24 protein-coding genes and 1 tRNA gene are annotated in these 22,568 nt (G+C 67.9%); 13 read left to right on the forward strand and 12 right to left on the reverse strand.

The window, feature by feature from the left end; translation table 11 throughout:
• Window positions 1–4: 4 nt before the first annotated feature.
• A complete protein-coding gene (locus ACIPV5_RS10555) occupies window positions 5–490 on the reverse strand; it encodes a Dps family protein (protein WP_053096038.1) in 486 nt (161 codons plus the stop codon).
• A 140-nt stretch (window positions 491–630) separates the two neighbouring features.
• Between ACIPV5_RS10555 and ACIPV5_RS10560 the strand changes: the two genes are divergently transcribed.
• Both ACIPV5_RS10560 and ACIPV5_RS10565 read left to right on the forward strand, forming a co-directional pair.
• Window positions 631–1,167, forward strand: coding sequence for a gamma carbonic anhydrase family protein (locus ACIPV5_RS10560; RefSeq protein WP_400340992.1), 537 nt, complete (start codon window positions 631–633; stop codon window positions 1,165–1,167).
• Between the two features lie 29 nt (window positions 1,168–1,196).
• Window positions 1,197–1,270: transfer RNA gene (locus tag ACIPV5_RS10565), tRNA-Ile, on the forward strand.
• Here ACIPV5_RS10565 and ACIPV5_RS10570 read toward each other — a convergent pair.
• The 6 genes from ACIPV5_RS10570 to ACIPV5_RS10595 all read right to left on the reverse strand — a co-directional run bounded on the left by ACIPV5_RS10570 (window position 1,252) and on the right by ACIPV5_RS10595 (window position 5,703).
• Window positions 1,252–1,878 (reverse strand): hypothetical protein, encoded by a 627-nt coding sequence (locus ACIPV5_RS10570; RefSeq protein WP_400340993.1) that lies wholly within the window; start codon window positions 1,876–1,878, stop codon window positions 1,252–1,254. The genes ACIPV5_RS10565 and ACIPV5_RS10570 overlap by 19 nt on opposite strands.
• Window positions 1,875–2,708 carry an endonuclease/exonuclease/phosphatase family protein gene (locus tag ACIPV5_RS10575; RefSeq protein WP_400340994.1) on the reverse strand — a complete coding sequence of 278 codons (834 nt, stop codon included), beginning with the start codon at window positions 2,706–2,708 and terminating at the stop codon, window positions 1,875–1,877. Before ACIPV5_RS10575 ends, ACIPV5_RS10570 begins: the two co-directional genes overlap by 4 nt.
• Complete coding sequence (locus ACIPV5_RS10580; protein ID WP_400340995.1) at window positions 2,705–3,535, reverse strand: glycosyltransferase family 2 protein; 831 nt, start codon at window positions 3,533–3,535, stop codon at window positions 2,705–2,707. The genes ACIPV5_RS10575 and ACIPV5_RS10580 overlap by 4 nt, the downstream gene beginning before the upstream one ends.
• A 77-nt stretch (window positions 3,536–3,612) precedes the next feature.
• Window positions 3,613–3,945 carry a hypothetical protein gene (locus ACIPV5_RS10585; protein ID WP_400340996.1) on the reverse strand — a complete coding sequence of 111 codons (333 nt, stop codon included), beginning with the start codon at window positions 3,943–3,945 and terminating at the stop codon, window positions 3,613–3,615.
• A gap of 86 nt (window positions 3,946–4,031) precedes the next feature.
• Entirely contained in the window at window positions 4,032–4,970 is a 939-nt protein-coding gene (locus tag ACIPV5_RS10590) for a helix-turn-helix transcriptional regulator (RefSeq protein WP_400340997.1), read from the reverse strand.
• A complete protein-coding gene (locus ACIPV5_RS10595; RefSeq protein ID WP_400340998.1) occupies window positions 4,951–5,703 on the reverse strand; it encodes an exonuclease domain-containing protein in 753 nt (250 codons plus the stop codon). Before ACIPV5_RS10595 ends, ACIPV5_RS10590 begins: the two co-directional genes overlap by 20 nt.
• 80 nt (window positions 5,704–5,783) lie before the next feature.
• On the opposite strand from ACIPV5_RS10595, the gene ACIPV5_RS10600 reads away from it, so the two are divergent.
• Window positions 5,784–6,683: an alpha/beta fold hydrolase gene (locus ACIPV5_RS10600; protein ID WP_400340999.1), complete on the forward strand. Its 900-nt coding sequence runs from the start codon at window positions 5,784–5,786 to the stop codon at window positions 6,681–6,683.
• On the opposite strand, the gene ACIPV5_RS10605 is transcribed toward ACIPV5_RS10600, so the two are convergent.
• On the reverse strand, window positions 6,655–7,128 hold the full coding sequence (locus ACIPV5_RS10605; protein ID WP_053096043.1) for an Lrp/AsnC family transcriptional regulator: 474 nt from the start codon (window positions 7,126–7,128) through the stop codon (window positions 6,655–6,657). The two genes, ACIPV5_RS10600 and ACIPV5_RS10605, sit on opposite strands and share 29 nt — an antisense overlap.
• Window positions 7,129–7,296: 168 nt before the next feature.
• Between ACIPV5_RS10605 and pdhA the strand changes: the two genes are divergently transcribed.
• Genes pdhA through ACIPV5_RS10620 form a run of 3 tightly spaced genes read left to right on the forward strand, consistent with a single transcriptional unit; the run spans window position 7,297 to window position 10,786 of the window.
• A complete protein-coding gene (pdhA, locus tag ACIPV5_RS10610; RefSeq protein ID WP_400341001.1) occupies window positions 7,297–8,412 on the forward strand; it encodes a pyruvate dehydrogenase (acetyl-transferring) E1 component subunit alpha in 1,116 nt (371 codons plus the stop codon).
• A 2-nt stretch (window positions 8,413–8,414) separates the two neighbouring features.
• Window positions 8,415–9,425, forward strand: coding sequence for an alpha-ketoacid dehydrogenase subunit beta (locus ACIPV5_RS10615; protein ID WP_400341002.1), 1,011 nt, complete (start codon window positions 8,415–8,417; stop codon window positions 9,423–9,425).
• Window positions 9,422–10,786 carry a dihydrolipoamide acetyltransferase family protein gene (locus ACIPV5_RS10620; RefSeq protein ID WP_320488243.1) on the forward strand — a complete coding sequence of 455 codons (1,365 nt, stop codon included), beginning with the start codon at window positions 9,422–9,424 and terminating at the stop codon, window positions 10,784–10,786. The genes ACIPV5_RS10615 and ACIPV5_RS10620 overlap by 4 nt, the downstream gene beginning before the upstream one ends.
• Here the strand turns inward: ACIPV5_RS10620 and ACIPV5_RS10625 are convergent.
• Window positions 10,779–11,372, reverse strand: a complete 594-nt coding sequence (locus ACIPV5_RS10625) for a TetR/AcrR family transcriptional regulator (RefSeq protein ID WP_053096047.1) — start codon at window positions 11,370–11,372, stop codon at window positions 10,779–10,781. The genes ACIPV5_RS10620 and ACIPV5_RS10625 overlap by 8 nt on opposite strands.
• 112 nt (window positions 11,373–11,484) lie before the next feature.
• Here ACIPV5_RS10625 and ACIPV5_RS10630 point away from each other — a divergent pair, with 112 nt between their 5' ends.
• Genes ACIPV5_RS10630 through ACIPV5_RS10650 form a run of 5 tightly spaced genes read left to right on the forward strand, consistent with a single transcriptional unit; the run spans window position 11,485 to window position 17,447 of the window.
• On the forward strand, window positions 11,485–13,038 hold the full coding sequence (locus ACIPV5_RS10630) for a carboxyl transferase domain-containing protein (protein ID WP_400341003.1): 1,554 nt from the start codon (window positions 11,485–11,487) through the stop codon (window positions 13,036–13,038).
• Between the two features lie 5 nt (window positions 13,039–13,043).
• Window positions 13,044–14,966 carry a biotin carboxylase N-terminal domain-containing protein gene (locus tag ACIPV5_RS10635; RefSeq protein WP_400341004.1) on the forward strand — a complete coding sequence of 641 codons (1,923 nt, stop codon included), beginning with the start codon at window positions 13,044–13,046 and terminating at the stop codon, window positions 14,964–14,966.
• A gap of 2 nt (window positions 14,967–14,968) precedes the next feature.
• Window positions 14,969–16,117: an acyl-CoA dehydrogenase family protein gene (locus ACIPV5_RS10640; protein WP_053096049.1), complete on the forward strand. Its 1,149-nt coding sequence runs from the start codon at window positions 14,969–14,971 to the stop codon at window positions 16,115–16,117.
• 41 nt (window positions 16,118–16,158) lie between these two features.
• Complete coding sequence (locus ACIPV5_RS10645; protein WP_400341005.1) at window positions 16,159–16,644, forward strand: MaoC family dehydratase; 486 nt, start codon at window positions 16,159–16,161, stop codon at window positions 16,642–16,644.
• On the forward strand, window positions 16,641–17,447 hold the full coding sequence (locus ACIPV5_RS10650; protein WP_400341006.1) for an HpcH/HpaI aldolase/citrate lyase family protein: 807 nt from the start codon (window positions 16,641–16,643) through the stop codon (window positions 17,445–17,447). Before ACIPV5_RS10645 ends, ACIPV5_RS10650 begins: the two co-directional genes overlap by 4 nt.
• Window positions 17,448–17,473: 26 nt before the next feature.
• On the opposite strand, the gene ACIPV5_RS10655 is transcribed toward ACIPV5_RS10650, so the two are convergent.
• Together ACIPV5_RS10655 and ACIPV5_RS10660 are read right to left on the reverse strand one after the other, a co-directional pair.
• The gene (locus ACIPV5_RS10655) at window positions 17,474–18,061 is read right to left on the reverse strand and encodes a histidine phosphatase family protein (protein WP_053096051.1); all 588 of its coding nucleotides are present in this window, start codon (window positions 18,059–18,061) and stop codon (window positions 17,474–17,476) included.
• Window positions 18,058–18,897, reverse strand: coding sequence for a Sir2 family NAD-dependent protein deacetylase (locus tag ACIPV5_RS10660; protein WP_053096052.1), 840 nt, complete (start codon window positions 18,895–18,897; stop codon window positions 18,058–18,060). Before ACIPV5_RS10660 ends, ACIPV5_RS10655 begins: the two co-directional genes overlap by 4 nt.
• Window positions 18,898–18,994: 97 nt before the next feature.
• On the opposite strand from ACIPV5_RS10660, the gene ACIPV5_RS10665 reads away from it, so the two are divergent.
• Window positions 18,995–19,798, forward strand: a complete 804-nt coding sequence (locus tag ACIPV5_RS10665; protein WP_400341007.1) for a TrmH family RNA methyltransferase — start codon at window positions 18,995–18,997, stop codon at window positions 19,796–19,798.
• Window positions 19,799–19,821: 23 nt separating this feature from the next.
• Here the strand turns inward: ACIPV5_RS10665 and ACIPV5_RS10670 are convergent, their stop codons facing one another.
• A complete protein-coding gene (locus ACIPV5_RS10670) occupies window positions 19,822–20,649 on the reverse strand; it encodes an SGNH/GDSL hydrolase family protein (RefSeq protein ID WP_053096053.1) in 828 nt (275 codons plus the stop codon).
• 147 nt (window positions 20,650–20,796) lie between these two features.
• On the opposite strand from ACIPV5_RS10670, the gene ACIPV5_RS10675 reads away from it, so the two are divergent.
• Window positions 20,797–22,539 carry a DEAD/DEAH box helicase gene (locus tag ACIPV5_RS10675; RefSeq protein ID WP_072591269.1) on the forward strand — a complete coding sequence of 581 codons (1,743 nt, stop codon included), beginning with the start codon at window positions 20,797–20,799 and terminating at the stop codon, window positions 22,537–22,539.
• Window positions 22,540–22,568: the final 29 nt, after the last annotated feature.

Consider the following 22,568-nt stretch of genomic DNA (forward strand, 5'->3'; position numbering starts at 1 on the left):
GTGCTCAGGCTGCGATGTGCGACACGAGGAACCAGCGGTCCTTCTCGAGCCCGCGCATGATCTCGATCGCGACGTCCTGGCTCGTGAGGTCGACCTCGTCGAGCCCGTCGATCGCTGCCTTCACGTCGACGAGGATCGCGTCGATGTCGGAGATGACGGCGCGCACGAGCTCATCGGACTGGGTGAAGCCAGCCGGAACCGACGTCGCACCGCCCTTGGCGGCGACGGCGCTGATGCGCGCGTCGATCGGGAGACCGAGGGCGACGATCCGCTCGGCGGCCGTGTCGGCGAAGTCGCCGGCGTGCGCGACGATGGTGTCGAGAAGCTCATGAACTCCGACGAAGTTGGCGCCGCGGACATGCCAGTGCGCCTGCTTGCCGTCGATCGTCAGCGCCTGGAGACCGAGCACGACGGGGGAGAGGAACTGAGACGCTGCAGCGGCCACGGTCGGGTCGCTGGCTGTGGTGGAAACGGTCTGTACCTTGCTCATTGTGACTCCTCCGGAGTTGTCTCTTCGTGCCTGATGAGGACAACGCTACTCGTCTGAAATCATTCCGCAAGCAAGCGAAGGCTCGGCTTAGTGGCCCGGAATCATGCGGAAATCCGGGCTTGGGAGGATAGTCTCACCTTATGAGCATCGCTGCCGGAGCCTCCGTCCTCGCCCTGTCGGGGAAGTCCCCGTGGATCGCCGCCGACGCGTTCATCGCCGAGGGCGCACGCATCGTGGGAGACGTGTCGCTGGCCGAGGGTGCGAGTGTCTGGTACAACGCGGTCCTTCGAGGCGACTCTGCCTCCATCGCGGTCGGACGCGACAGCAACGTCCAGGACAATGTCTCGGTCCATGTCGACGCGGCGCATCCGGTCGTCATCGGCGCGAAGGTGTCGATCGGTCACAACGCGGTCGTCCATGGGTGCACGATCGGAGACGGTTCGCTCATCGGCATGGGAGCCGTCGTGCTCAGCGGGGCCGTCATCGGCGCCGGCTGTCTCATCGCCGGTGGAGCCGTCGTGCTCGGAGGCACAGAGGTGCCAGACGGATCACTGGTGGCCGGGGTGCCCGCGAAGGTGCGCCGAGCGCTCAGCGACCAGGAGCGTGCTGACCTGATCGCGAACGCCGACGTCTACCTCGCGCACGTCCGGACCCACGCCGCGGCGACACCGATCTGATCGGATTCGACCGATAGGCTGGTCCTCACGGGGCGGTGGCCAAGCTGGTTAAGGCAGTGGGCTCATAACCCAACGATCGCGGGTTCAAGTCCCGCCCGCCCTACTCCTGCTCCGCTTCGCAGCGACGTCATCGGTCGACCGCTGTCGATCGAGGGACGACGTCGCGAGGACTGTTCCGGCGGCGATCCCGCCCAAGGCGCCGAAGACCATGTCGCCGATCGTGTCCTGGTAGGTGACGAAGATCTCGTCACTGAGGTAGGCCCAGCCGAGCCACTCGATCATCTCCCACACCGCGCTCAGCGCCAGCGCCAGGACGGGCGCGAGGATCAGCGAGGTGCGTCGGCTGGCGCCCGAGTCGCGAGTCAGGGGCACGACATCTGCCCGGGTGAGGATCAGTGCGGCGACGACCGTGAGAACCCCCGTGCAGATCAGGTGCAGGAGCAGGTCCCATCCGGGGATCGACCGGTACAGGTCGAGCACATTGCTCCACGCCGCCACGAGCACGGTGGCGCACACAGTGAGGTCGAACCACCCGCGCATGCCCAGAACTCGCGGCAGCATCAGAGCGGGAAGCGCAAGCGCCGCGATGCCGGCGTCGGTCGGGGCGAGCCATACCAGCGCGACGGCGACCCCGATGATGCCCACCGCCCGCACGGCGTCGGCCGACCACTCCGTGACGGTGCGCGGCGGTCGCAGGAAGTCCTCTTTCACGGTGTCCTCCCCGTCAGGCGCAGGAGCGCCTGCACCGGGCGATGATCCGAGGGCGCGATCCCGTCGAAGACGTGTGCGTTCACTGCAGCGGCACGGACTCGGACATCCGGACTGACGAGCAGCCAATCGATGCGTCGACCGCCGACCTTCGGACGCCGATATCCGCTGAGAGTGCTCCACAGGGGCGTCAGCCGATCATCTGCCGCGCCCCAGGAGTCGCTCAGATCGGCGCGCGAGACGAGTGTGCGCAGGGCCTGGGAGCCGGGGCCCGCATTCAGGTCTCCCATCACGACCGTCGGAAGGGAGCGCGCGCGAACCAGTGCGGCGATGACCTCGGCAGAACGTCGCCGAGACCGACGCGAGAGATGATCGAGATGGGTGTTGACGACCAGGAACCCGACCCCTGTCGACCTGTCCCTGAACTCCGCGGAGACGACGATGCGAGGAAAGAGCGCTCCCCATGACAGGCTGCCCGGCTCGTCGATCCGTGTCGAGAGAGCGTGCTGGTCCCACCCGCGCAGCTCCAGCCGCGACGCGTCGTAGAGGATGGGTGTTCCCTCACCAGTGCCATCGCGGTTCCTCCCTCTGCCGATGAACCGATGGTCCCGCCCGAGGGCGTCGGTGACGGCGTTCAGCGATCGGGGGAGCACTTCCTGCAGTCCGAGGACGGTCGGCCGCTCCGAGCGGATCATCTCGGCGACCGCAGGCTCGCGATGGCTCCAGCGGTCACGCTTCTGACGCAGGGCGCCTTCCATCGCGCGACGGATGTTGAACGACATCACGTGCAGGTCCGGTGCAGCAGCGGGACCGATCAGCGGCACGACCGTCATCGGGCGCTCCGTCCCGCGATGCTGAACAGGCGGCGGCGGACGATGAGCCGTCCCCAACGCACGGGTGGGAAGTCGCGGGGCCAGTGCACGAGCACGCTACGGACGCCTCGGTGCACGCGTCGACCGAACTGTCCTGCGGTGAGCGGCCTCATCGACATCCCCATCGTGGTGTGCGGGAGCCGGGCGATGCGGTGATTCTCGCCGAGGTGGAAGGCGAGGTCGAGGTCGTCGTGGATGTCGGGGTCTCCTCGGTGCACGTCGGACCGCACGGCCTGCCAGGCCTCCCTGCGGAACGCGAGATTGGATCCGAAGAGGGGCAGATGTCCGAGAGTGACGCTCAAGAGGGTCATATAGGCGCCGAGATAGAGCCGCGAGAGCGGCGTGCGCAGGGCTGCCGGCCCGTCCGTGAAGCGCGCGGGCCCGGTGATCGCCCCGAGGTGCTCGTCGTCGTCGAAGGCCGAGACGATGGCCGTGATCCACTGAGCATCCGGTTCGCAGTCCGCGTCGAGGCGCAGGATCAGTTCGCCGAGAGCCGCGTCATACCCGGTCGACGCTGCAGCGGGAATGCCGGGATCGAGACACGTCAGCACGCGCGCACCCCGGGCGAGGGCGACGGAGGCCGACGAGTCGGATGAGCCGTTGTCGACGACGATGATCTCGTCGGCCGGCTGGTCCTGGGCGTGCAGAGCGCTCAGGCAGCGCACCAGCAGCTCGGCATCGTCCTTGACCGGGATGACCACTGACGTGGTGACCCGTGTGCCCTGATTCGCCGTCGACGGAAGGCCATCGACCGTCTCCATCGTGTGCCCCTCGGTGCGTGCCGTCATCGGTTCGATCGTGGCATCACCCGACGTCGGGCGCGAGGGACTTGACACCGGGAGGTGCGTGCCGATGCCTGTGGACGTCAGTGAGTACCCGCGGCGTCGAGGTCGGGCGAGGGGTCGATGACCTCGTCGACGAGCGTGATGCCCCCGCTCGAGTTGGCCGAATGAGCGAGATCCTCGATCCATCGGCGGCTGAGCTCGGGCGTCTCGCTCTCGTCGAAGACGAACCGCAGCGGGATCGACGGATGCAGCCAGACCGTCGAACGGCCTTCGGTGTCACCGTCGGGATGCTTCCACGTGAGTGTGAAGCTCTCGTTGCGACGCAACTTCGTCGCGATGACGACCTTGAGGTGCGCGAGCGCCCGATCTTCGATATGGATCGGCTCCGAGCCGCCGTAATAGAGAGAACCCATATCTCGGAATATATGTCTCAGTCGGCGACGCTCTCGGCGTGCTGGTCGCGGCGCGCGACACGTGCGAACAATCTGTTCGCATAGTGTCATCGACTGTGCTTCGCCGCCGTCACAGAAGGAAGCACGCCGAAGCTCTCGCGATACGCCGCGGCGAAGCGAGACGGATGCGAGAAACCCCACCGTCGGGCCACCGCGGCGACCGTCGTCGGTGAGCCCGAACGCAGATCGCGGTGCGCTCCATCGAGGCGCGCCTGCCTCAGCGACTCCGCCGGCGTCGTGTCGAGTGCGCGCCGAAAGGCGTATTGAAGGCCTCGCGTCGAGATGTGGACGGCAGCGGCGACGTCGTCGACCGTGATCGGCCGGTGCGAATTCTCGGCGATGAAGGCGAGGGCGCGACGCACCGTCGCCGGCGCCGGCGTGCTCTGCGCCGGCCGATGCCGTTGCAGGCGACTCGTCGTCGCGAAGGCCGCGAGCGTCGTCGCCGCGGCATGGCGAGCCAGTTCGCTGCGCACGAGATCGTCATCGTCCGCATCGTCGACGAGATCCGCGGCGCTCATCTCGAGATACGCGAACATGCGATCCCAAGCGGCCCCGGCGTGCGCGGAGCGCGGAGCGAGATCGCCCACGCGGACGGATACGCCGTCGTCGCCACTGATCCTCTTCGCGAGGTGGGTCAGGGTGTTCCGCTCGAAGACGAGTGCCGTGACCCTCGCTCCCGCATCCCAGCGGGCGCGCACTCTCGGACCATCGGAGATCCAGGGGAGACTCGCATCGAGATCTCCTCGATCGGAGTACACCCGGGCATCGGGCCCATCGACACGGCAGACCAGCACCTGGTCCTGTGGTTCGGCTGTCGAGCGCACCTCGGCGGCGAGGTCGTAGCGCACGAGACTCACGGCACCGAGATCGGCAGAGTGCCAGTCGAAGCGGAAGCGTTGCGGGTCGACGTCGTGCAGGACGGCGGACGGGACGAACTGCTTCCAGGTGCTCTCGACACGCGAGACGTCACTGGTACGGAATCGCATCGCGGGGCACCTCCTGAACGGTTCGACGTGCACGGACCGGCCAGGTTCCGTCGAGGCGCTCATCAGGTTCGATGCGGCCCATCCGGATGAAGTACTCCGTGAGGCTCGCCGCCTGAGAGCGGGCCCACCCGATCTGGCGTGTGTGCAGCTCTTCTAGGGTATCCGGAAGCACGAACTGGCGGGCCAGAGCCTGCGCGACCCGGCCTGCGGCCACGGCATCCGCCGCCGCTTCGTGGGCGTCCTCGAGGCGCACCGCATAGAGGGCTGCGACCACCTCGAGCGTTCGCTTGCCCGGACGATAGCGGTCATAGGCCTTGTCGATCACGAGCGGGTCGATGATCGGTGAAGGGTCCTCCAGTGGCGGGATGCCGTGGCGGTGCGCCTCGTGTGCCAGGAGGGAGAAATCGTATGCGGCGTTGTAGGCCACGATCGGCACACCTTGAGAAAGCAGGGATCGCAGGGCCGCCGTGACCTCTCGGACCACCTCGGCGCCCTGCCGTCCGTGGCGGCGCGCGTGCTCGGTCGTGATCCCGTGCACGGCGGTGGCGCCGTCCGGAATCGGCACGCCGGGATCCGCGAGCCAGTCCCGTGCGGCGATCTCGCGGCCGCCGGCGTCGAGGAGCCCGACGTGTGCGCTGATGATGCGGTCGTGCTCCACGTCCACACCGGTCGTCTCGAGGTCGAACACGCCTACGCGAGTGATCCAGTGCGGGAGCGAGGGTGCCGGGGGCATGATCTCACCGTAGAACCGGGCTCCGACATCGGGGCGGAGGCACACGGGGATCCCGCATGCGACGACCCTAGACTTGATCCATGCCAGCGCCCTCTCCGTATGCCGACCGTCTGAGCCGACTGCCGGTCGTGCGTCATGAGGTCGAGGTCAGAGGCGGGACGACCGTGTACTGGGAGTACGGTCCCTCCGATGCAGATGTGACAGTCGTCGCCGTGCATGGATTCCGAGGTGAGCACCACGGTCTCGAGCCGGTTCTCGCGTTCCTTCCCGAGGTCCGGGTCATCTCTCCCGACCTTCCCGGCTTCGGAGAGACGGCGCCCGTCGCCGGGCGCTCGTACGATCTCGACCAGTACGTCGCGTGGCTGACCGAGTTCGCCGCTGCGGTGGCCCCCGGGGCGGTGATCCTCGGGCACTCCTTCGGATCGATCGTCGCCTCCGCGGCCGTGGCGGCAGGGCTCGAGACTCCGCGGCTGATCCTCATCAATCCGATCGGAGCACCCGCCCTCGAGGGCCCCAAGGGCATCATGACGCGGCTGGCCGTGCTGTACTACTCGCTCGGGGCGCGGCTGCCCGAGCGGCTGGGCACTGCTCTGCTGCGGAACCGACTGATCGTCAGAGTCATGAGCATCACGATGGCGAAGACGTCGGACCCGCAGCTGCGCCGTTTCATCCACGATCAGCACGACACCTACTTCTCGCGCTTCGCCGACCGCGATGTCCTGCGGGACGCCTTCGTGACGAGCGTGTCGCATGATGTGAGCAAATTCGCCCGCTCGATCCCGACCCCGACTCTGCTCATCGCCGCTCAGCGCGACGACATCACACCGATCGAGGTCGAGCGGGAGCTCGCCACCAGATTCGATGACGCGACCCTCGTGGAGATCGCCGAGGTCGGACACCTGATCCATTACGAGACGCCTGCCGAGGCTGCAGGCGCCGTGCGACGATTCCTCAGGATTCCCGTCTCGCGAGCCCGATGAGGCCGGCGACCCGGAAGGGGATGACCTCGCCCATGGCCAGGGAGGTCTCGGTCCGCTCGACTCCGTCGATCGACAGGATGCGCGCATCGGTGTCGAACAGGTGGCGGGCATCCCTGCACGCGACGCGTGCCAGCAGATCGATCGATCCGCTGAGTCCGTGCGCCTGCACGACCTCGGGAATGCGCGCCAGTTCGTTGATGATCCGCGGCAATTCGGTCTGACGCACGCCGATGCTCACGAACGCCTGAAGGGGGAACCCCAGCACGTCGGTCGAGAACGACCGCTCGTACGACTGGAAGATCCCTGTCTGCTCGAGTCGCGCCATGCGCGCCTGGATGGTGTTGCGGGAGAGTCCAAGATTCTCCGCCAGCGCCACGATCGTCACGCGAGGGTCATCGGCGAGTGCGGCGAGAAGTTCCAGATCAATGCGGTCAAGTCCGGCCATAGTGCCAAACGATAGCAGGCACGATGTACCCCAGATTTGGCAACATGCTCAAGCCGCTCTCGATTGCTTGAGCGAGGTGATGAGCGGACGTACTCTCAAGTGAACCGGCGCTGAGGCCGGGGCCGCGCGTAGAACCCGTGACGACGGCCACGAACGAGGAGGACGACGATGTCACCCCAGATCACTCCGATCGCCGACATGGCGCAGGATCTCGAACTCGCGGAGCGCATCCTCGCGCCGGACGGCGAGCGCGTCGCGAACACTCGTCTCGACGGGTTCGTCGCCGACGTCGACGGTGCCGGACTGCGCGCGCTCCACCGCGACATGGTCGTCCTCCGGCGCATCGACGCGGAGGGGGTGGCGCTCCAGCGCCAGGGCCAGCTGGGGCTCTGGGCGCCATGCCAGGGGCAGGAGGCGACCCAGATCGGAACCGCGAGGGCGCTCGCACCGCAGGATTACGTCTTCCCGAGCTACCGCGAGACGGGTGTCATCTATGCACGGGGCGCGCAGCCGGGCGACTTCGTCCGTATGTGGCGTGGTGAAGAGGGCGCGGGTCACGACCCCGCAGCACTCCGCGTCGCTCCGTTGCAGATCATCATCGGAGCGCAGACGCTCCACGCGGTCGGGTATGCGCTCGGCATCCGTCACGAAGATGCGGACGAGGTCGCCGTCACCTACTTCGGCGACGGTGCCACGAGCCAGGGAGATGTGAACGAGGCGATGATCTTCGCGTCCTCGTATCAGGCTCCGGTGGTGTTCGTCTGCCAGAACAACCACTGGGCCATCTCGGAGCCGGTATCGGTGCAATCGCAGTATCCGATCGCCGGACGCGCGCCCGGCTTCGGCATCCCGAGCCTGCGCGTGGACGGCAACGACGTGCTGGCCTGCATGGCCGCGATGCGCTGGGCTCTCGCGCACGCGCGGTCCGGACAGGGCCCCGCCTACATCGAGGCCGTCACATATCGCATGGGTCCGCACACGACAGCCGACGACCCGACCCGCTACCGCAGCGACGACGAACTCGAGGCATGGCGTGAGCGTGACCCGATCGCCCGGCTGGAGGCACACCTGCGATCGATCGGCGAGCTCGACGACGAGCAGCTCGCGGACACGCAGAGAGCGGCGGACGCCGCGGCTCGAGACATGCGCGCCGAGTGCCTGGGCATGGTGACGCGTCCTCCGCTCTCGGTGTTCGACGGCGTCTACGCAGAGCCGCACTCCGGCCTCGAGCGGCAGCGCGACGAGTACGCCGCGTACCTCGCGTCGTTCGACGGCGAGGCGTGAGCATGACTCAGATCACTCTCGGGAAGGCGCTCGGAGCAGGTCTACGACGGGCGATGCGCGACGACGACAAGGTCGTGCTGCTGGGCGAGGACATCGGCAAGCTCGGAGGCGTCTTCCGCATCACGGATGGACTCCTCGACGAGTTCGGGCCCCAGCGTGTCATCGACACGCCCCTCGCTGAATCCGGCATCGTCGGCATGGCGGTCGGGTTGGCGTTCCGCGGCTATCGGCCTGTGGTCGAGATCCAGTTCGACGGTTTCGTCTATCCGGCCTTCGACCAGATCGTCGCGCAGGTGGCGAAGCTGCACTACCGGACGCAGGGCCGGGTGAAGATGCCGATAACGATCCGCATCCCCTGGGCGGGAGGCATCGGTGCTGCCGAGCATCACTCGGAATCGCCTGAGGCGTACTTCGTGCACACCGCAGGGCTCCGTGTGATCGCGGTCTCCAATCCGGAAGACGCCTACCGGAGTCTTCGCCAGGCGATCGCGTCGGACGACCCGGTGATCTTCTTCGAGCCGAAGCGGCTCTACCACCACAAGGGCGATGTCGATCTCGACGCCCCGCTCGCGGATGCCGCCCCCATGGGACTCGCGCGAGTCGTCCGCACAGGCGATGATGCGACGCTCATCACCTACGGGGCGATGGTGACGACCGCGCTGCAGGCCGCCGAGGCCGCCGAAGACGATGGCATCTCGCTCGAGGTCATCGATCTGCGTTCGCTGTCGCCGGTCGACTACGACACCGTGGCGACGTCGGTCCGCAAGACCGGCCGTGTCGTCGTCGCGCACGAGGCGTCGCGAGAGGCCGGTATGGCGGCTGAGGTGATCGCGAGCGTCACGGAGCGCTGCTTCGAGTACCTCGAGTCGGCGCCGTTGCGCGTGACCGGACACGACGTCCCGTACCCGCCGGCGAAGCTCGAGAAATACCATCTCCCGGATCTCGACCGACTGCTGGACGCCGTCGACCGGGTGCTCGACCGTCCGAACAGCCTGACGGGAGCAGAGGCGTGAACGCGGAGTTCAGACTGCCCGACCTCGGAGAAGGACTCACAGAGGCGGAGGTCGTCCAGTGGCTCGTCGCTCCCGGCGATGTCGTCGCGCTCAATCAGACTCTCGCCGAGGTCGAGACCGCCAAGGCGATCGTCGAGTTGCCTTCTCCGCACGCAGGCGTCGTCACAGCCCTGCATGCTGCGGCGGGGGAGACCGTCGCAGTGGGCGCGCCGCTGATCGAGTTCGATGTCGAGGGAGCCGACGACGCTTCGTCTGCCGCCTCGGATGGCGGCGGTGCTGAGGAGAAGGCGCAACCCAACCTCGTGGGCTACGGAGCTGCGCCATCAGCATCCGGGCGACCGGCCCGACGTGCCAGACGTGCGGTCGGCGGACGGGCGGCGACCGACACGGCCGTGCTCGAAGCGGCGCCGCACGACGCGTCGCCGACCGTGAGCGTCGAGGTCGTCGCCGAGCGGCCGCGCTCCACTCCGCCCGTGCGTGCGTATGCCAAGCGTCTCGGGATCGATCTCGTGCTGGTGGCGGCGACGGTGGGGGATCGCGTGATCACCCGCGGGGATGTCGACGACTACGCGTCTCGCACGGCGACGACCGCAGAACAGGTCGATCCCGCGCCTCCCCGACCGCGGGTTCCGGACGATGCCGCGAGCCTCCGTGATGGCTCTCGGGAGACGCGGATCCCCATCCGCGGAGTTCGCAAGCACACGGCTGCGGCGATGGTCGAGAGCGCGTTCACCGCACCGCACGTCACGGTCTTCCACACGGTGGATGTCACGGCGACGATGGACCTCATCGCCTCACTGCGGGGCGACCGCTCACTCTCGGAGCATCGGATCGGTCCGCTTGCGGTGGTGGCGAAAGCGGCCTGTCTCGCTTTGAGTCGCACGCCCGGGCTCAATGCCCGATGGGACGAGTCCGCGGGCGAGATCGTGCAGTTCGGATACGTGGACCTCGGGATCGCCGCAGCGACCGAGCGGGGACTCATCGTGCCTCACATCCGCGACGCCGAGTCTCTGACACTCACGGAGCTCGCCGATGCGGTGGCATCTCTCGCCGTCACCGCGCGGGAAGGACGCACATCTCCTGTCGAGCTGGCGGGCGGCACCTTCTCCATCTCGAACATCGGTGTGTTCGGCATCGACGCGGGCACCCCCATCCTGCCTCCGGGGCAGTCGGGAATCCTCGCCGTCGGCGCCGTCCGGCGCCTTCCGTGGGAGTACCGCGGTGAGATCGCCCTTCGCCAAGTGATGACTCTCAGCCTGTCGTTCGACCACCGCATCGTCGACGGGGCGGAGGGAGCGAGGTTCCTCAAGGACGTCGCGGACGTGTTGGAGGAACCGGGGAGGGCGATGCTGCTCAGGTAGTCGCTCGGAGCGCTGATTCCGCCATCGCGGCGAGCACTGTCGCGGTGGCGGAGCGCTGCCGGGACGCCGCGCGCGTGCTGTGCGGTGTCGAGTTGATGAGCCCGAAGCACGCTTGCACCCGCAGACGAAGCTCGTCGGCGTCGGCATCGACCAGAGGGCTCAGGGTCTCGATCCAGAGCTCGATGTATGCGCGCTGCAGCCGGCGGACCTCGGCATGATCCTGAGCGGCGAGATGCGCGACGTCCCGGTCATGCACTCGGATCACATCCGCGTGACCCAGCGCGAACTCCACGTGGAAGGCGACGAGCGCGCGGATGCGCTCCTCGGGTGTGGACCCGCCCGCCGCGACACTCGTGCCGCCCGAGACCAGGTCATCGCTCACCTGGACGAGCACGGCGCCGAGCAGCGCCTGCTTGCCGGCGAAGTGGCGGTAGACCGCCGGTCCGGAGACGCCTACGGCGGCGCCGATGTCTTCGAGGCTCACACCGTTGTATCCGCTCTCGGCGAAGAGTCGTGCGGCTTCTCGGAGGATGGCGTCAGACCGCTCCGCCTTGGCGCGGTCTCGCGCAGTGGGAGGGCTTGTCATCTCAGTTAATCCTCGCTAACCTGATGCGATCGGTTAGTGAACACTAACCGAGAAAGCATCGAATGCGCCAGGGCGATGACGCCGGCGCGATGTGGTCGAGGAGGACGTCACGATGCCCGCAACCCAGCAGTCTCTCGCTGCCGAGCTGCACGAACGACTGGCCGTCGCCGCTCAAGGGGGGCCGCAGGCATCCCGGGAACGGCACATCGCGCGCGGCAAGCTCCTCCCGCGTGATCGCGTGACCAGACTCCTCGACGAGGGCAGCCCCTTCGTCGAGATCGCCCCGTTGGCGGCCGACGGACTGTACGGGGGAGAGGCGCCAGCCGCAGGAGTCATCGCGGGGATCGGCCTCGTCCATGGCAGGCACGTGATGGTCGTGTGCAACGACGCGACAGTCAAGGGCGGAACCTACTATCCGCTCACGGTCAAGAAGCACCTGCGCGCACAGGAGATAGCGCTCGAGAATCGACTTCCGTGTCTCTACCTCGTCGACTCCGGCGGCGCCTTCCTCCCCAAGCAGGACGAGGTGTTCCCGGACCGCGAGCACTTCGGACGCATCTTCTTCAACCAGGCCAGGATGTCCGCGGAGGGGATCCCGCAGCTCGCCGCCGTGCTCGGTTCGTGCACGGCGGGCGGAGCCTATGTCCCCGCGATGAGTGACGAGACCGTCATCGTGCGTGGCCAGGGGACGATCTTCCTCGGCGGTCCTCCGCTCGTGAAAGCGGCGATCGGTGAGATCGTGTCGGCGGAGGAGCTCGGCGGCGGCGAACTGCACGCCCGGCGCAGCGGGGTGGTCGACCATCTCGCCGAGGATGACGAGCACGCACTCGAGATCCTGCGCGACATCGTCGCCACCCTGCCGTCGCCCCTCGCTCCGGTCTGGGACGTGGTCGAGTCGCGTCGGCCGTCCGAACCCGGCTCGCTCTATGACGTCGTCCCGGTCGACGTCAACACCCCGTACGACGTGCACGAGGTGATCGATCGGCTGATCGACGGCGGCACGTTCCGCGAGTTCAAGAAGGAGTACGGCACGACCCTCGTCACCGGCTTCGGGCGCCTGCACGGGCACCCGGTCGGGATCGTCGCGAACAACGGAGTGCTCTTCAGCGAATCCGCCCTGAAGGGCGCGCACTTCATCGAGCTCTGCGACCAACGCGGCATCCCTCTGGTGTTCCTGCAGAGCATCTCCGGCTTCATGGTCGGATCGGATGCCGAGGCGGGCGGCATCGCGAAGGACGGAGCGAAGATGGTCACCGCCGTCGCCAGCACCCGCGTGCCGAAGCTCACCGTCATCATCGGCGGATCCTTCGGGGCCGGCAACTACTCCATGTGCGGACGTGCGTACTCGCCTCGCTTCCTGTGGACGTGGCCGGCCAGCCGTATCTCGGTGATGGGCGGCGCCCAGGCGGCCTCCGTTCTCGGGACGGTGAAGGACGACCAGCTGACGGCTCGCGGACAGGCGTGGAGTACCGACGAGAGGCTCGCGTTCGAACAGCCCATCCGGGAGCAGTACGAGACCCAGGGTGAGCCGTACTACGCCACCGCCCGCCTGTGGGACGACGGCATCATCGACCCCGCCCAGACCCGCGACCTACTGGGGCTCGCCCTCGATGTGGTCGCGCGAAGCCCGCTGCCCGAGCCGCGTTTCGGCCTCTTCCGGATGTGACCGCAATGACGAACAGTGTCTCCACCTCCCATCGTTTCGACAGCGTCCTCGTCGCCAATCGAGGCGAGATCGCACGCCGGGTCATCCGCACTCTCAGTGCGATGGGCATCCGCAGCGTCGCCGTCTACAGCGATGCGGATGCCGACGCCCCCCATGTGCGCGAGGCCGATCAAGCCGTGCGGATCGGCCCGGCGCCGGTCGCCGAGTCGTACCTCGACATCGATGCCGTCATCGCCGCAGCCCGCGCGACCGGAGCGCAGGCCATCCATCCGGGCTACGGATTCCTCTCGGAGAGCGTCGGGCTGGCCGAGGCATGCGCGGAGAGCGGCATCGTCTTCATCGGTCCGTCGGTCGACGCACTCCAGGTCATGGGAGACAAGGCGAAGGCCCGCGACCATGTCGTGCGATCCGGCGTCCCGGTGGTGCCGGGTTTCGATGCGAGAGGACTGTCGGACGCGGAGATCGCTGACGAGGCCGACGCTGTCGGCTACCCGCTGCTCGTCAAGCCGAGTGCGGGCGGCGGCGGCAAGGGTATGGAGGTCGTCGAGGCGGCATCCGGGCTCAGCGCCGCACTGGCGTCCGCTCGACGGGTGGCGCGTTCGGCGTTCGGTGACGACTCCCTGATCCTGGAGCGGCTCATCCGACGCCCCCGGCACATCGAGGTGCAGGTGTTCGGCGACGCTCACGGAACGGTGATCACCCTCGGCGAGCGCGAGTGCACGCTGCAGCGACGTCACCAGAAGGTGATCGAGGAGGCTCCCTCTGCGGGGATCCCCGAGTCGACGAGGGACCGACTCCTCGAAGCCGCCACGCAGGCCGCACAGAGCGTCTCGTACGTCGGCGCCGGAACCGTGGAGTTCCTCATCGACGCCGATGTTCCGGACCAGGTCTTCTTCATCGAGATGAACACCCGCCTGCAGGTCGAGCATCCCGTCACCGAGGAGGTCACCGGCCTCGACCTCGTCGCCCTGCAGATCCACGTCGCGGCAGGCGGACGTCTCGACCCTGCGCCGGGTCTGCACGGTCACGCCGTCGAGGCGCGCGTGTACGCGGAATCGCCGGAGCGCGGATTCCTGCCCTCGACCGGACGCGTGCTGCTGTTCGATCCGCCGCGCGGTGTGAGGGTCGATGCGGCCGTGGAGACGGGCAACGACGTGACCGGATTCTACGACCCGATGATCGCGAAGATCATCGCGTTCGCTGACGACCGGACCACCGCGCTCCGCCTGCTCGATGAGGCTCTGAGCAGGACCGTCGTGCTGGGTGTGGACACGAACATCGGGTTCTTGCGCACACTCTGCCGCGATGAGCGGGTCACGGCCGGGGACCTCGACACGGGACTCATCGAGACGCTTCTGCCGCTCGTCGAGGAGCCGCCATCGCCGACGATGCTGGCCGCCGCACGGCGAACCGTCTCAGGCACGGATGACGCGGTCGGCGCGACCAGGGCGAGTCACCGAGCGGGCGCGGTGTGGCAGCACCTCACGCAGGACGATCGGCGCGAGATCTCCTTCCGGACCGAACGCGGCAAGGTCATCCCCGCGCCTGCATCCAGCGGCTCGCGGTCGCGCGCCATGGCTGCGGTGGACGACGACGGTGCGGTCTGGGTCAGCGAGGACGGACGCACCGTGCGCCTGGAGCCTCTCGATCGCCGAGCCCTGTTGCTGCACCGTCTGCAGCAGAGGGAGCAGAGCGAGTCCGCGAACGGTCCGGATGCGAGAGCTCCGATGCCGGGAAGCGTGGTGGCCGTGCATGTCCGCGATGGCGACGTCGTGACCGCCGGCACGCCGCTCGTCTCGATCGAGGCGATGAAGATGGAGCACCCGGTGCTGGCGCCCCAGGACGGGACGGTGCGCCTCCTGGTCGCCGTCGGCGATCAGGTTCGACGCGACCAGCCGGTCGCGCACATGACGACGGAGGAGAAGTGACGATGCATGAGCTGACCGATGAAGAGCGCGAACTCGCGGCGATGGTGCGCGAGTTCGCCGAGACGGTCGTCGCGCCGCAGTCCTACGAGGCGGACCGCACGCACACGCTGTCGATGGACGTGGTCGCCCAGATGGGTGACCTCGGGCTGTTCGGCCTGCCGTTCCCCGAGGAGTACGGGGGTCAGGGCGGCGACTACATGGCGCTGGGCATCGCGATCGAGGCACTCGGACGCGTCGACCAGTCCATCGCCATCACGCTCGAAGCCGGAGTCAGCCTCGGTGCGATGCCCGTCTTCCGCTTCGGCACCGAAGAGCAGAAGCAGGAGTACCTGCCGGACCTGCTCGCCGGCCGAGCGCTCGCGGGCTTCGGCCTCACCGAGCCGGAGGCCGGGAGCGACGCGGGAGCGACCCGGACCACCGCCCGGCTCGACGGCGACGAATGGGTCATCGACGGGTCGAAGCAGTTCATCACCAATTCAGGAACGCCCATCACGCGTTTCGTCACGGTCACCGCGGTCACCGGGAACGAGGGGGGCCGCAAGCAGATCTCGACCATCATCGTGCCCAACGGCACACCCGGTTTCACCGTCGAGGCGCCGTACGACAAGGTCGGGTGGAACGCGTCCGACACGCATCCGCTCAGCTTCACCGGGGCACGGGTCCCCGCCGGCAACCTCCTGGGCGAGCAGGGGAGCGGCTTCCGCAACTTCCTGAGCATCCTCGACGAGGGCCGCATCGCGATCGCCGCGCTGTCGACCGGCGCCGCGGAGGGCTGCCTCGAGGCAGCCGTCGACTATGCGAAGAGTCGCACCATCTTCGGCAGCGCCCTCAGCACGCGACAGAACGCGCAGTTCACACTCGCGCGCATGCGTGCCCGAGTGCACACGGCACGGCTCGCCTGGCACCATGCGGCACGGCTCCGTGACGCCGGGCGGCCGTTCGCTGAGCAGGCGGCGATCGCGAAGCTCGTGGCGGGCGAGGCCGCGATGGACAACGCCCGGGACGCGACGCAGATCTTCGGCGGCAACGGCTTCATGAACGAGTTCCCGGTGGCCCGTCACTATCGCGACTCGAAGATCCTCGAGATCGGCGAGGGCACCACCGAGGTGCAGCTCCTCGTGATCGCGCGAGCGCTGGGGCTCGCCGGGTAGCGTGGCAGGATGCCATCCGCTCAGCGAACCGAGGAGGTGAGGTGATCGTGCACGACATCGTCCAGCGCGGTCTCTTCTTCGAGGAGTTCGTCACCGATGCCCGATATCTTCATCGCCCTGGGCGCACCGCGACCGAGGCCGACAACGTCCTCTTCACGACGCTCACGATGAACACCCAGGCGCTGCACCTCGACGCCGCCTTCGCCGATGGGCAGCAGCCGTTCGGTGCGCGTCTGATCAACTCGATGTGGACGCTCTCGACCATGGTCGGGGCATCCGTCGCGCAGCTCACGCAAGGCACCCTGGTGGCTCAGCTCGGGTTGGGCGAGATCGCCTTCCCGCATCCGCTGTTCGCCGGTGACACGCTGTACACCGAGAGCGTGGTCGTCGACAAGCGGCTCTCGACGTCACGAGCGGGGCAGGGGATCGTGACCATCGCGCATACCGGACGCAACCAGGACGGCACAGTCGTCGCCACCGCGACCCGAACGGTGCTCGTGCACTGTCTTCCCGAGGGGGAACGATGAGCTTCGATCTCGGACCGGCACTGCTCTTCTGCCCTGCCGATCGACCCGAACGGTTCCGCGGTGCCCTCGAGAAGGCGGACGCTGTCATCCTCGACCTCGAAGACGCGGTGCTGGCCGAGGCGAAGGCCGCAGCTCGCGACAATCTCGTCGATGCCGACCTGGACCCCGATCGAGTGATCGTCCGCGTGAACGCACCGGGTTCCGACGCCTTCGTCTCAGACCTCGCCATGCTCTCTCAGACCGACTTCCGCACCGTGATGGTCGCGAAGACCGAGAGCGCTGAGAGCCTCAACGCTTTCGACGAGAGGTTCTCGTTGATCGCCCTGTGCGAGACGGCGAAGGGGATCCACGCGGCAGATCGCATCGCAGCACATCCGCAGGTCGTCGCGATGATGTGGGGCGCGGAGGATCTCGTCGCCTCCCTCGGCGGCACATCGAGCCGCACACCGGAGGGTGGCTATCGAGACATCGCGCGCTATGCCCGCTCCCGCGTTCTCCTCGAAGCGGGGGCACAGGGCAAGGGCGCCATCGACGCCGTGCACATCGAGATCGGCGATGTCGCAGGTCAGGAGGCCGAGGCTGTCGACGCTGCCGCGTCCGGGTTCGTCGCGACCGCGTGCATCCACCCGAGTCAAGTGGCGGTCATTCGCGCGGCGTACGCTCCGGACGACGCGACGCTCGAGTGGGCCCGCCGGGTTCTCGCCGCCTCAGCGAGCGAGCGAGGCGTGTTCCGCTTCGACGGACGCATGATAGACGAGCCCGTGCTGAGGCATGCTCGGTCGCTGCTCGGTCGCACCCGCTGATCGAACGATCTCCCGCGGTCTGTCGTTCAGACCAGGATCGCCTGGTCGATGAGACGCAGAGATCCGGGGGAGGCCTCGAAACGGTGGGCGGAACCGTTCGCGAGCACCTCGCCGACGCGCGGCAGCGTGCCGCCCGAGACGTGGTTGATCAGTGACCGGATCACGCCGCCGTGCGTCACGACGATGACGGACTCCGCCACCGGTGCGGAGCGACGGCGAGCATCGCGGGCGATCGCGTCGAGGGCGACCAGCGCCCGTTCGGCGACACCTTCCAGGGTCTCCGCGCCGGGAACCGGCGAGAGCCAATCGCCGTACTTCTCGATGTAGTCAGAGACGAGCATGCCCTCGCCCTCACCGAACTCGCGCTCGCGCATGTCCGGCACCAGCACGGGAGCCCCGAGGCCCAGGCTTTCGGAGATGATCTCTGCCGTCTCCCGCGCCCGCTTCAGCGGGCTGGCGTAGATCGAGTGATGTGTCACGCCCTCGAGACGATCCGCGGCGGTCCGTGCGTCCGCACGGCCCTTCTCGTTCAGGGGGATGTCGGTGGAGCCCTGGATCCGTCGGGCGAGGTTCCAATCCGTCTGGCCGTGGCGGATGAGCGTGAGCAGAGTCATTCGAGGAGCTCCTGGATCGCGGGGAGCACGTCGCTGGTGCCTGCGGCGATGGTGGCATCGGCCCAGACATCCGCGCGCGTCGGCTCGCGGTTGATGATGATCAGGGGGATGCTGCGGCGTCGTGCGCGCTCGACGAGGCGCACGCCGGAGTTGACGACGAGGGATGAGCCGGCGACGATCAGCGCATCGCTCGCCCGGAGCAGCGACTCCGCGGCCTTGAAGCGCCCCTGCGGCACGTACTCCCCGAAGAACACGACGTCGGGCTTCAGCATCCCTTCGCACACCGTGCACACCGGCACGATGAAGCCGTCGGTGCTCTCGGGGAGCACGTCGCCGTCGGGAGCGAGCGCCACGTTCTCGGGGACGGAGATCCACGGATTGCGCTCTTCGATCTGCACTGCGATGTCGCGGCGATCGAAGACCTGGCCGCACTTCAGGCAGAGAACCCTGCGCATGGTGCCGTGCACTTCGATGACGTGCGAGCTGCCCGCGCGCAGATGCAGTCCGTCGACGTTCTGGGTGATGACGCCGGTGACGTGTCCGGAGGACTCCATGGCGGCGAGAGAGAGATGGCCGGGGTTCGGCTCGGCGCGGGCGAACGCCCGCCAGCCGAGATGCCCGCCGACCCAATAACGACGCCGCGCCGTCTCATCGGCCAGGTACCGCTGGATCGTCATGGGATCAGTCCGGTTGCGCGACCCTTCGCCGCGGTAAGCGGGGATTCCCGAGTCCGTGGAGATCCCGGCGCCGGTGAGCAAGGCGATCTTCCGACCGCGCAGGAGTTCGGCGGTGCGAGCGATGGTGGTCGACAGTTCGACCGGACTCGATGCGCTCACAGGACCTCCCTGTGCGAGTCTACGGCGTGCGCAGGCCGCTCGACGCGTCGCGGCCGACCGCGACGGCGACTCGGAGAGCGATGGCAGACTGGGGCTCGTGGAACTGCTGCGCGTGACGAATCCCGATGATCGACGACTCGACGACTATCGCGCACTGACCGACACCGCGCTCCGAAGTGTGAGCGACCCGGCCGGCGGGCTGTACATCGCCGAATCGACGAAAGTCATCGCGCGAGCCGTCGCTGCGGGGCATCATCCGCGATCGGTCCTCGTTCAGGAGCGGCGGGTGGACGACATCCGAGCGATCGTCGGAGAACTCGATGTACCTGTGTACGTCGTCCCGGACGACGTGGCGGAGGCGCTGACCGGTTTCGCCGTGCACCGGGGCACGATCGCCTCGATGCACCGTCCTGACCTGCCGACGGTGCGTGAGGTCATCGACTCCGCCACGCTCGTGCTGATTCTCGAGAACGTCGGCGATCACACGAATGTCGGCGCCGCATTCCGTGCGGCCGCCGCGCTCGGAGCGGATGCCGTGCTGGTGTCTCCCGGGGGAGCCGACCCCCTGTACCGGCGCAGCGTGCGCGTCAGCATGGGAACGGTGTTCCAGGTGCCGTGGACCCGGATCACGGACTGGGCGTCCGCCGTCACCGACCTTCATACCGCAGGGTTCGACGTCGCAGCCCTCGCGCTGAGCGACGACGCGGTGACTCTCGACGCCTACGTCGCGTCCCGCCCCGAGCGCGTCGCTCTCGTCATGGGATCCGAAGGCGACGGACTCTCACGCACCGCCCTCGACGAGGCAGACACCGTGGTGACGATTCCCATGTCGGGAGGCGTCGACTCGCTGAACGTGGCGTCTGCCGCGGCCGTGGCGCTGTGGGCGCTCGGACGCCGCTGACGGGATGGGATGGGATGAGATGGTCAGTCGGACGACGGGAAGATGATCGGCGAGGGCTCGGGACGCTTCGCGACGATGTGATCACCGGATGACTCATGGCGAAGACGCCGCAGCACCCACGGAACCAGATGCTCCCGCGCCCAGCCGAGGTCTTCGGAGCGCGCCTCCCGCCAGGTGCGCAGCGGAAGCGGCTCGGGCTGCATGGACTCGAGGTCGTTGGGCACGTTGAGCGCGCGCAGGGCCATGCGGGCGACCTCATGATGGCCCAGCGAGTTGTAGTGCAGACGGTCGTCATCGAAGAACCGCATGTCCTGCACGACCTTGAGCGCCCACTGGTCGGCGACGATGCAGTCGTGGCGCTCGGCGATCGCGCGGACGTTCTCGTTGTAGATCGCGACCTTGCCGCGGAACGCTCGGAAGACAGGAGTGAAGGCGGTGTCGATCCCGGTGAACAGCAGCACGGCGGCACCCGTCGATGACAGGCGTGCGACGGCGTCCTCCAGCTGGACGGCGATGGCGTCGGGGTCGGTGCCCGGACGGATCACGTCGTTGCCGCCCGCGCAGATCGAGATCAGGTCGGGATGCAGCGCCACGGCGGGTTCGATCTGGTCGCGCACGATCTGGGCGATCAGCTTGCCGCGCACGGCGAGGTTGGCGTACGCGAAGTCGTCGACCTGACGCGAGAGCACCTCGGCGACGCGGTCGGCCCAGCCGCGGTGGCTGCCGGGCTGCGAGGGGTCGGGGTCGCCGATCCCCTCGGTGAACGAGTCGCCGATCGCGACGAACCTCCGCCAGGGGTGCGGATTCTCGTTGTCGAGTTCCGGGGTTCGGATCGAATCCTGGTCTGTCATCCAGCTCTCCTTCGCGAACGAACGCGGCCCATCTGGGGCGGCCACGCAGTGACCGAGCCTACTCGGGTGCGTGGGATGTGGGGAGGACGCGCTCGGCGGATCGCGTGAGCGTGCCGAGTGTCGGCGGCAGCGATTATCGTTGACTCGATGCTTTCTCCGTCCTTCCCCCAGCGCGCCCCCTGGGGTACTGCGAACAAGCTGCGCGCCTGGCAGCAGGAGGCGCTCGAACAGTACTTCCAGGCGGATCAGCGTGACTTCCTCGTCGCGGCGACACCCGGTGCAGGCAAGACGACCTTCGCGCTCACCCTCGCGGTCGAGCTCATGCGCATGGGGGAGGTCAACCGGATCATCGTGGTCGCGCCGACCGAGCATCTCAAGACGCAGTGGGCCGATGCAGCAGCGCGGGTGCACATCCGTCTGGATCCCCGGTTCCGCAACAGTCATTGGGCGCCGGCGCGGCATTACCACGGCGCCGTCGTGACCTACGCGCAGGTCGCGGCGAAGTCGTCGGTCCACCGTCATCTGACCGAGGATGCGAAGACCCTCGTCGTCCTCGACGAGGTGCATCACGGCGGAGACGCCCTCAGCTGGGGTGATGCGATCCGAGACGCGTACGGGCCGGCGAAGCGCCGACTGCTGCTGTCCGGGACGCCCTTCCGCAGCGACACCGCACCGATCCCGTTCGTGGAGTACCACCCTGACGAGTCCGGTGCACGGATCTCCCGCACCGACTACAACTACGGCTACGGTCGCGCCCTGGCCGACGGCGTCGTCCGCCCCGTGCTGTTCCACATGTACGCCGGCAAGATGCGATGGCGCACGAGCACCGGAGACGAACTCGAGACGCATCTCGGGCAGGACAACACCAAGGACGTGACCTCGCAGGCCTGGCGCACGGCGCTCGACCCCGAGGGCGAGTGGATGCCGGCTGTGCTGTCCGCAGCCGATCGTCGTCTGACCGAGATCAGGCATCACGTTCCGGATGCCGGCGGCCTGGTGCTCGCGACCGATCAGACCGTCGCGCGTGCCTACGCCAAGATCCTGCACAGCATCACCGGTCAGCAGCCGACGATCGTGCTGTCCGATGACGCGACGGCCTCCGAACGCATCGAGAAGTTCAGCAACAGCGAGGACCGCTGGATGGTCGCGGTGCGCATGGTGTCCGAGGGGGTGGACGTGCCGCGCCTCGCGGTCGGCGTCTACGCCACGTCGTCGTCGACGCCGCTGTTCTTCGCTCAGGCCATCGGCCGATTCGTGCGAGCACGCCGCCGTGGCGAGGCCGCGAGCGTATTCCTCCCTCAGGTGCCGGTCCTGATGGGTCTCGCGAACGAGATGGACAAGCAGCGCGATCACGCGCTCGACCGTCAGTCGAAGGACGACGACGGGCTCGAGGACTCGCTGCTCGACTCCGCGAACCGCGAGGACGACGCGTCCGACGCGCTGACCCAGGAATTCAGCTATCAGGCGCTCTCGTCGGTGGCCCACTTCGACCGGGTCGTGTTCGAGGGCCAGGAGTTCGGTCAGCTGGCCGAACCGGGCACCCCCGAAGAAGAGGAGTTCATCGGCTTTCCCGGTCTTCTCGAGCCCGAGCACGTGCACGAGCTCCTGATGCAGCGACAGGCACGGCAGACGCGACTGCGAGAGACGAGAGAAGCCGAGGCGGGTCCCACCGAGACGACGACGCTCCCTGCGCCCCTGCACCGCACGCTGCGCGAGCAGCGGCAGCTGCTGAACAGCCTCGTGGGGCTGTACGCCCGTCAGAAGGGCGAACCGCATGGTGCGGTCCATGCCGAGCTGCGCCGGATCTGCGGTGGACCAGCAGTCGCCCAGGCGACCGTGACGCAGCTGCAGTCCCGTATCGACGTACTCCGCAAGCGCGTCCGCTCCTGAACCCTGGCGCCGGTTCGGATACCCGAAAA

The sequence above is a fragment of the Microbacterium sp. NPDC090014 genome, assembly GCF_044748285.1.
GTDB lineage: Bacteria > Actinomycetota > Actinomycetes > Actinomycetales > Microbacteriaceae > Microbacterium.

What these genes read in the sequence shown, in the direction of transcription:
- ACIPV5_RS10555 (WP_053096038.1), bottom strand. Translation starts at nt 490, where the DNA reads ATGAGCAAGGTACAGACCGTTTCCACCACAGCCAGCGACCCGACCGTG.
- ACIPV5_RS10560 (WP_400340992.1), top strand. Translation starts at nt 631, where the DNA reads ATGAGCATCGCTGCCGGAGCCTCCGTCCTCGCCCTGTCGGGGAAGTCC.
- ACIPV5_RS10575 (WP_400340994.1), bottom strand. Translation starts at nt 2,708, where the DNA reads ATGACGGTCGTGCCGCTGATCGGTCCCGCTGCTGCACCGGACCTGCAC.
- ACIPV5_RS10580 (WP_400340995.1), bottom strand. Translation starts at nt 3,535, where the DNA reads ATGACGGCACGCACCGAGGGGCACACGATGGAGACGGTCGATGGCCTT.
- ACIPV5_RS10585 (WP_400340996.1), bottom strand. Translation starts at nt 3,945, where the DNA reads ATGGGTTCTCTCTATTACGGCGGCTCGGAGCCGATCCATATCGAAGAT.
- ACIPV5_RS10590 (WP_400340997.1), bottom strand. Translation starts at nt 4,970, where the DNA reads ATGCGATTCCGTACCAGTGACGTCTCGCGTGTCGAGAGCACCTGGAAG.
- ACIPV5_RS10595 (WP_400340998.1), bottom strand. Translation starts at nt 5,703, where the DNA reads ATGCCCCCGGCACCCTCGCTCCCGCACTGGATCACTCGCGTAGGCGTG.
- ACIPV5_RS10600 (WP_400340999.1), top strand. Translation starts at nt 5,784, where the DNA reads ATGCCAGCGCCCTCTCCGTATGCCGACCGTCTGAGCCGACTGCCGGTC.
- ACIPV5_RS10605 (WP_053096043.1), bottom strand. Translation starts at nt 7,128, where the DNA reads ATGGCCGGACTTGACCGCATTGATCTGGAACTTCTCGCCGCACTCGCC.
- pdhA (WP_400341001.1), top strand. Translation starts at nt 7,297, where the DNA reads ATGTCACCCCAGATCACTCCGATCGCCGACATGGCGCAGGATCTCGAA.
- ACIPV5_RS10615 (WP_400341002.1), top strand. Translation starts at nt 8,415, where the DNA reads ATGACTCAGATCACTCTCGGGAAGGCGCTCGGAGCAGGTCTACGACGG.
- ACIPV5_RS10625 (WP_053096047.1), bottom strand. Translation starts at nt 11,372, where the DNA reads ATGACAAGCCCTCCCACTGCGCGAGACCGCGCCAAGGCGGAGCGGTCT.
- ACIPV5_RS10630 (WP_400341003.1), top strand. Translation starts at nt 11,485, where the DNA reads ATGCCCGCAACCCAGCAGTCTCTCGCTGCCGAGCTGCACGAACGACTG.
- ACIPV5_RS10635 (WP_400341004.1), top strand. Translation starts at nt 13,044, where the DNA reads ATGACGAACAGTGTCTCCACCTCCCATCGTTTCGACAGCGTCCTCGTC.
- ACIPV5_RS10640 (WP_053096049.1), top strand. Translation starts at nt 14,969, where the DNA reads ATGCATGAGCTGACCGATGAAGAGCGCGAACTCGCGGCGATGGTGCGC.
- ACIPV5_RS10650 (WP_400341006.1), top strand. Translation starts at nt 16,641, where the DNA reads ATGAGCTTCGATCTCGGACCGGCACTGCTCTTCTGCCCTGCCGATCGA.
- ACIPV5_RS10655 (WP_053096051.1), bottom strand. Translation starts at nt 18,061, where the DNA reads ATGACTCTGCTCACGCTCATCCGCCACGGCCAGACGGATTGGAACCTC.
- ACIPV5_RS10670 (WP_053096053.1), bottom strand. Translation starts at nt 20,649, where the DNA reads ATGACAGACCAGGATTCGATCCGAACCCCGGAACTCGACAACGAGAAT.
- ACIPV5_RS10675 (WP_072591269.1), top strand. Translation starts at nt 20,797, where the DNA reads ATGCTTTCTCCGTCCTTCCCCCAGCGCGCCCCCTGGGGTACTGCGAAC.